Annotated in this window: 5 protein-coding genes and 4 tRNA genes; 3 read left to right on the top strand and 6 right to left on the bottom strand. The window is 42.5% G+C overall.

What is annotated here, in order from left to right:
• Nucleotides 1-180: 180 nt before the first annotated feature.
• The 4 genes from R7040_RS24150 to R7040_RS24135 all read right to left on the bottom strand — a co-directional run bounded on the left by R7040_RS24150 (nucleotide 181) and on the right by R7040_RS24135 (nucleotide 576).
• Nucleotides 181-256: transfer RNA gene (locus R7040_RS24150), tRNA-Thr, on the bottom strand.
• A 13-nt stretch (nucleotides 257-269) separates the two neighbouring features.
• A tRNA-Gly gene (locus R7040_RS24145) sits at nucleotides 270-344 on the bottom strand.
• A 35-nt stretch (nucleotides 345-379) separates the two neighbouring features.
• Nucleotides 380-464 (bottom strand) — tRNA-Tyr (locus R7040_RS24140).
• 36 nt (nucleotides 465-500) lie between these two features.
• Nucleotides 501-576: transfer RNA gene (locus tag R7040_RS24135), tRNA-Thr, on the bottom strand.
• A 205-nt stretch (nucleotides 577-781) separates the two neighbouring features.
• Here R7040_RS24135 and coaA point away from each other — a divergent pair.
• Nucleotides 782-1,705 carry a type I pantothenate kinase gene (gene coaA, locus R7040_RS24130; protein ID WP_005388683.1) on the top strand — a complete coding sequence of 308 codons (924 nt, stop codon included), beginning with the start codon at nucleotides 782-784 and terminating at the stop codon, nucleotides 1,703-1,705.
• A gap of 7 nt (nucleotides 1,706-1,712) precedes the next feature.
• Here coaA and birA read toward each other — a convergent pair whose 3' ends face one another.
• Together birA and murB are read right to left on the bottom strand one after the other, a co-directional pair.
• Entirely contained in the window at nucleotides 1,713-2,678 is a 966-nt protein-coding gene (birA, locus tag R7040_RS24125; protein WP_258470115.1) for a bifunctional biotin--[acetyl-CoA-carboxylase] ligase/biotin operon repressor BirA, read from the bottom strand.
• On the bottom strand, nucleotides 2,675-3,718 hold the full coding sequence (gene murB / locus R7040_RS24120; protein ID WP_054575573.1) for a UDP-N-acetylmuramate dehydrogenase: 1,044 nt from the start codon (nucleotides 3,716-3,718) through the stop codon (nucleotides 2,675-2,677). The genes birA and murB overlap by 4 nt, the downstream gene beginning before the upstream one ends.
• Nucleotides 3,719-3,819: 101 nt before the next feature.
• On the opposite strand from murB, the gene R7040_RS24115 reads away from it, so the two are divergent.
• Together R7040_RS24115 and pssA are read left to right on the top strand one after the other, a co-directional pair.
• On the top strand, nucleotides 3,820-4,251 hold the full coding sequence (locus tag R7040_RS24115) for a GNAT family N-acetyltransferase (protein WP_318081620.1): 432 nt from the start codon (nucleotides 3,820-3,822) through the stop codon (nucleotides 4,249-4,251).
• A 71-nt stretch (nucleotides 4,252-4,322) separates the two neighbouring features.
• Entirely contained in the window at nucleotides 4,323-5,663 is a 1,341-nt protein-coding gene (gene pssA / locus R7040_RS24110; protein WP_318097233.1) for a CDP-diacylglycerol--serine O-phosphatidyltransferase, read from the top strand.
• Nucleotides 5,664-6,369: the final 706 nt, after the last annotated feature.

Below are 6,369 nucleotides of genomic sequence, written 5' to 3'. Positions count from 1 at the left end.
TGTTTTACCGTGGTCAACGTGGCCGATAGTACCAACGTTAACGTGCGGTTTCGTACGTTCAAATTTTTCTTTAGACATGAGTGGTCCCTCTAGGTACGGATTTAGGTGGCCCAAATTGACCACGCAACCAAAAAAAGATAATTGGTAAATCTAATATCAAAAGGAAATAAACTTGAGAGCTGGTGCTGATAGGCAGACTCGAACTGCCGACCTCATCCTTACCAAGGATGCGCTCTACCACCTGAGCTATATCAGCACTCAAATTAGAGTGGAGCGGGCAGCGGGAATCGAACCCGCATCATCAGCTTGGAAGGCTGAGGTAATAGCCATTATACGATGCCCGCAACACGTAACTCTGAGAGCTATTTCCTAAAGAATATGGTGGAGGGGGACGGATTCGAACCATCGAAGGCAGTGCCGGCAGATTTACAGTCTGCTCCCTTTGGCCACTCGGGAACCCCTCCAAATTTTCAAGCCATTCAGACTACTAAAGGAAAGAATGGTGCCGACTACCGGAATCGAACTGGTGACCTACTGATTACAAGTCAGTTGCTCTACCTACTGAGCTAAGTCGGCATAAGTGGTGCGCATTCTATTGAATGATTTTCTAGGTTGCAATAGTAATTTGAAAAAAAATCATAAATTTCGATTTTTTAGATTCGTTTGCTGCAAATTCGTACAAACTTAGCTTTTTTAAAGTAAACTTCGACCTTTGTCGTTTGCTTTGAAGTTCGCTTGATGTATGTTCTTGCTTCTATTAAACCAAGGATAAAAGAGACCCATGAGTCCATTTTTGTCATTTGACCGTGCAAATTGGGCCGAGTTAAGAAACTCTGTACCGATGACACTTTCTGAAGACGACTTGACTGCGCTTCAGGGCATTAATGAAAACCTAACCATGGAGGAAGCGGTAGAGATCTACCTTCCTTTGTCTCGTCTTTTGAATCTGTATGTCCAGGCTCGTCAAAGCCGCAATTCCGTATTACAACAATTCTTAAATACAGAGGAACATGCTCCCCCTTTCGTAATTGGTATCGCTGGCAGTGTTGCTGTAGGCAAAAGTACGACTGCTCGTATTCTAACGGCATTGCTTTCTCGTTGGGAGAATCATCCCAAAGTGTCCTTGGTTACAACAGATGGCTTCCTATATCCGAAAAAAGTACTAGAAGAACGCGGTATCATGCATCGTAAAGGCTTCCCAGAATCCTATGATATCAAGCGCTTAGTCGAGTTCATGTCTGACGTAAAGGCAGGAAAGCCCGATCTTGAAGTACCCATCTACTCTCACATCACGTATGACATTACTGATGAACTAAGAAAAGTGGATAGACCGGATGTTCTTATTATTGAAGGTTTAAACGTTCTGCAAAGTGGAATGGACTATCCACATGACCCGCATCGTGTCTTCGTCTCTGACTTTTTAGATTTTTCAATTTATGTCGACGCAGAAACAGAGACCATTGAACATTGGTATGTAGAACGCTTTTTAAAGTTTCGCCAAGGGGCCTTTACGAAACCAGGCTCTTATTTTAGCCACTACACACAACTCTCTGTCGATGACGCAAAGAAAAAAGCGAAGCAAATTTGGCATGATATTAATGGGCTCAATTTAGAATTGAATATTCTTCCAACTCGAGAGAGAGCCCACTTGATTCTACACAAAGGCGTTAACCACTTAGTTGATAAAGTCTCGTTGCGAAAGTAATCGAAGATTAGTCACTTTTACGCAACGAGATTTCACCACCAATATAAGTCTCTAGTCCTTGGGAGGTTTCGATTAATATTCCACCTTGATGATCGATGCCTCGAACAACGCCATATACCTCTCTAGGACCAATAAGCAGTTTGACCTGACGATTAAGGAAATTGTCTAACCGATTCCAACGTTCGATAAAGCCAGTAAGTCCTTTCATTTCATATTCGACAAGTGCGGAATTCCAATGCTTGATAAGTGTCATTGCTAAAACATTTCTATCGATCTTGAGACTCTGATTTACTTGGTTCAACGTGGTCCATGGCTGGTCAATCTCAGGCTGGTCGTCAGGCATTCCAATATTCAGACCCATCCCAATCACTAGATGAGCAGCCCCACCGGCCTGACCCGACATTTCAACCAAGATTCCGGCCAGTTTTTTATCTTGATAATACAAGTCATTCGGCCACTTGAGTTTAACACCTTGCATGCCTACTTCTTCCAGAGCTTCCACTGCGGCAATCCCAATCACCAAGCTCAAGCCCATTGCCGCAGCCATTCCCGCATCCAGTCGCCAATACATAGAGAGATATAAGTTAGAGCCAAACGGTGAGACCCATTGTCTACCGCGGCGACCACGCCCTTGTGCTTGATATTCAGCAATACAAACACGGCCCTTTTCCGAATCCGCGACTCTGTCGAGCAAATATTGATTCGTTGAGTCAATCACAGGGACGAGTTCAATAAGTGACTCCGAGCTAGTGGTAAGGAGAGTCTCGTCTAACAACTGCAATGGTGAGGCTAATTGGTAACCGCGCCCTTGCACTCGATAAATATCAATACCCCATTCACTAAGACCTTTAATGTGCTTAGCGATTGCCGCTCTAGAAACATTAAGATCGTCGCCCAACGCTTCTCCTGAATGAAACTCTCCATCACTTAATAACTTTAGAATATGAAGTTTCGTAGAGTGATCTTTTCTCATCTAGATGCCTCGATCTGAGCCAAATTGGTCTCCCCGGTACGATTGAGAAAGCGTACTTCATGCTCAAGTATGATTTGGTATTTGTCCCATACTGTCTGCTTCACTAAAGAAGCAAGCGCGACAATGTCATCAGCACTACAATTATCTATGTTGGTCAAAACCAAAGCTTGCATAGGGTTGACCTGCGCACCATGTACAGACTTCCCCTTTAATCCACACTGATCAATAAGCCAACCAGCAGCAATTTTCATTCCTCCAGAAGCTGGGTAGGCTACTACGTTAGGGTATTTTTTTGTGAGTCGATCATAGTGATCTTGCGTGATCACTGGGTTTTTAAAGAAACTACCTGCGTTACCTATCTTGGTTGGATCTGGCAGTTTTGCCTTTCGCACTTGGCATACTCGTTCGAAGATAGAAGCAGGGCTGAGTTGTTCTTCTGGGATACTTTGTAAAGGACCGTACTGGTTAATCGGCTGCCATTGCTTCGCCAACTTAAGCCCTAATGCGGTGATAAAGCACTTTCCGTGCAACGCATGTTTAAATATGGAATCCCTATAGGCAAACTCACAGTCTTGGGCGTGCATTCTTTTGTTTTCAAACGTAGTTATATCAAGAACATCTACATAATCACAGATGTCTTTTAGCTCTAGGCCATACGCACCAATGTTCTGAATAGGAGCCGAGCCAGCACAACCTGGAATCAAAGCTAAGTTCTCGATCCCACCGATCCCCTGATTCACACACCAGGAAACCAATTCAGGCCAATCTTCACCACCGGCAATATGTAATAGGTAGTGCTCATCCGTTTCCGTGACTTCTTTACCCATGATTCGATTAACAATCACTAATCCCTCAAAATGTTCTGTAAAAAGAACATTACTTCCTTTACCTAAAAAAAGTTTCGGTAAATGGGTGAATCTTGGGTTTTGAAATAGCTCAATAACATCTTCAAGCGACTCAACGATAGCTAAATAGGAACACGATTGTTCAATTCCAAAAGTATGGTAAGACTTTAGGCTCGCATTTGTTTTAATTTGCATAGTAGGTTTGCAACACCAGATAAGATTCTCTTAAACTGTCGACATTCTACATTAGTTATCTTTTAACCGCAGTGACAATACCAGACTCATTAATCATAGAAGTGTTAAATCCCATCAAGCTCCCCCTCATTAAGAAACTATACAAAGCGTATTACCCTGCGGGTCGAGCCAAAAAAGATGAATTGATCATTACAGCAAGCCATAAAGGGGAAATCATTGCGTTACTACGTTTAAAAAGTGTAGATAAAGTTCGTCTATTGACAGGAATGTTGGTCATTCCGAAAGTTAGGGGAACAGGGATTGGAAAAGAACTACTAACTCATTGTAAAAACAATATTTTCACTGATGGCGATTATTGCTTCGCGTTTACACATCTCGAATCCTATTATTCCAAGCATGGATTCACAACAATTGATTGCTCTGAGCTACCACACCCGCTAAAAATGGCATTTCAACGTTATGTAGATAGCGGTAAAGATCTCATTCCAATGCAATTCATCTCTTCAACGACATCAAAACGCGTGCTTTTGTAGCCAGGTAAATCATATCTTTGATAAAATGGCAGGTTCGCAATATTGCACTAAACTAAGGTACTCATACCGATATGATAGTAAGTAGGAATCCATTCGAGCAGTTGCCAAGTCTCGCTGTCAATCCGGAAGACTTTGATGTTCTGTATTCAGCAGAATCATTCAGAACCTGTCTTTTAGATGCTATCAGCAAAGCAACGTCGCGAATTTACCTAGTCGCTCTATATCTGGAAGATGATGAAGCTGGACGTGAAATTCTCACTGCGCTTTATGAAGCGAAACAGCGCAATCCTGGGTTGGACATCAATATCTGTGTCGACTGGCATCGAGCGCAGCGTGGCCTGATTGGTGCGGAGACATCTGAGGGTAATTCAGCGCTTTACAAAGCATATGCCAGTAAGTACCAACACCCAATCCCTGTCTATGGCATACCAGTGCGTGGCAGAGAAGTTTTTGGGGTACTGCATTTAAAAGGCTTCATTGTCGATGATACTGTTATCTACAGTGGGGCGAGCTTAAATAACGTTTATCTCCATTATCATGAACGTTATCGATTTGATCGTTACCATGTGATTCGACATGAATCTTTAGCGAATTCAATGGTGCAATTCATTCAGGAAGAAATGATTGCTCACCCTGCCGTTAATGATCTTGCAGGAAAAGATAAGCCAGAAACCAAAGAAATAAAGTCGGCGATTCGCCAACTGAGGGCTTCTCTTGCTCAAGCAAACTATAAGTTTGAAGACCAAGCTGCAACAGAAGAAAGCGTAAAAGTCACTCCGTTAGTTGGGCTAGGCAAACGCCGTAATCTACTCAATCAACAGATTGTAAAGTTATTGGCAGCAGCCCAAGACGAAATTTTCATTTGTACGCCTTACTTTAACTTCCCTAAAGCACTTCATCGTGAAGTGAAACGAGCCATGAAGCGAGGTGTGAAAGTAACTATTGTTGTGGGTGATAAAACCGCCAACGACTTTTACATTGCACCTGAGGAAGACTTTAAAACCATTGGCGGACTTCCATATCTTTACGAAGTGAATTTGCGTCGCTTTGCGAAAGCCAATGAAGCGAATATCGCCGCACGTAAATTGTCAATTCACCTATGGAAGCATGACAATAACAGCTTCCACCTTAAGGGTATTTGGGTTGATAAACGCTATATGCTACTTACTGGGAATAACCTAAATCCACGTGCTTGGTCACTCGACCTAGAAAATGGGCTACTCATACAAGACAATTATGCGAAGCTCACTGAGAAGTTTGAAGACGAAGTTTCGCGTATTCTTGAGCATACTCACCTTATCTGTACTTATAAGCAATTAGAGAAAGTAGAAGACTATCCTATAGGGGTGCAGCGACTGGTCAGAAAAATCACCCGCCTAAAGGCAGATGGTGTTTTAAAACGTATTCTTTAGACATCATTTCTCGCTCTAAAGTACGTCGAGATTTTTATACTAAGCCAACCGCTTTAGCAGTTGGCTTTTTCATATAATCCATTTGGAATACTTAACTATTTTCTAGTACCGCTAGTGAGCACATAACCACTTAGATCTAGAGCGACTCTCTTAATGGGTTTGAGTTTTGACGTTTGTGAGTATTCCGCATAGCTTACAGCCTCGAGCTAAGCTACCCCTCTCTGTTCTGGCGCTTCTTACCCTTTGGCGATATATTTTTTCTGAGACTCATCAAATGTTCAGCGTCGAAAATCATCACCTCGCTAATGAAGAGCTCCTTCAATCTTTCACCTTCCAATTCTTTTCAAGTCGTTTGATTTTTGAGCCAGGAGAGATTGGGGGGTATATATGACGCTTTTCTGGATTATGCGCACAGTTCGTTTTTTCTTTCTCATCAAGATTCAAGCCGTTGAACGCCTTTGAATACCATAGATTACTTAGGTTTGTTTGTAGGTCATATTGTCTTTCCACAGCATCAACGGCCTATATTAATTAAAGCCTAGTGTGTAATCACGCAAAGTTCACTTAGTAGGGATTATGGGGAGTAGTCTAATTAGGTGTAAACACAATTCAGGGAAACGCCGCAGTAGAAACGAAAAAAGCCTCAGTCTTTCGACTGAGGCTTAATATAAGTGGCGGAGTGGACGGGACTCGAACCCGCGACCCC

Source organism: Vibrio sp. 1069 (genome assembly GCF_033340555.1).
Note: the sequence above shows the minus strand (reverse complement) of the source record. Positions and strands in the feature narration are given on the sequence as shown.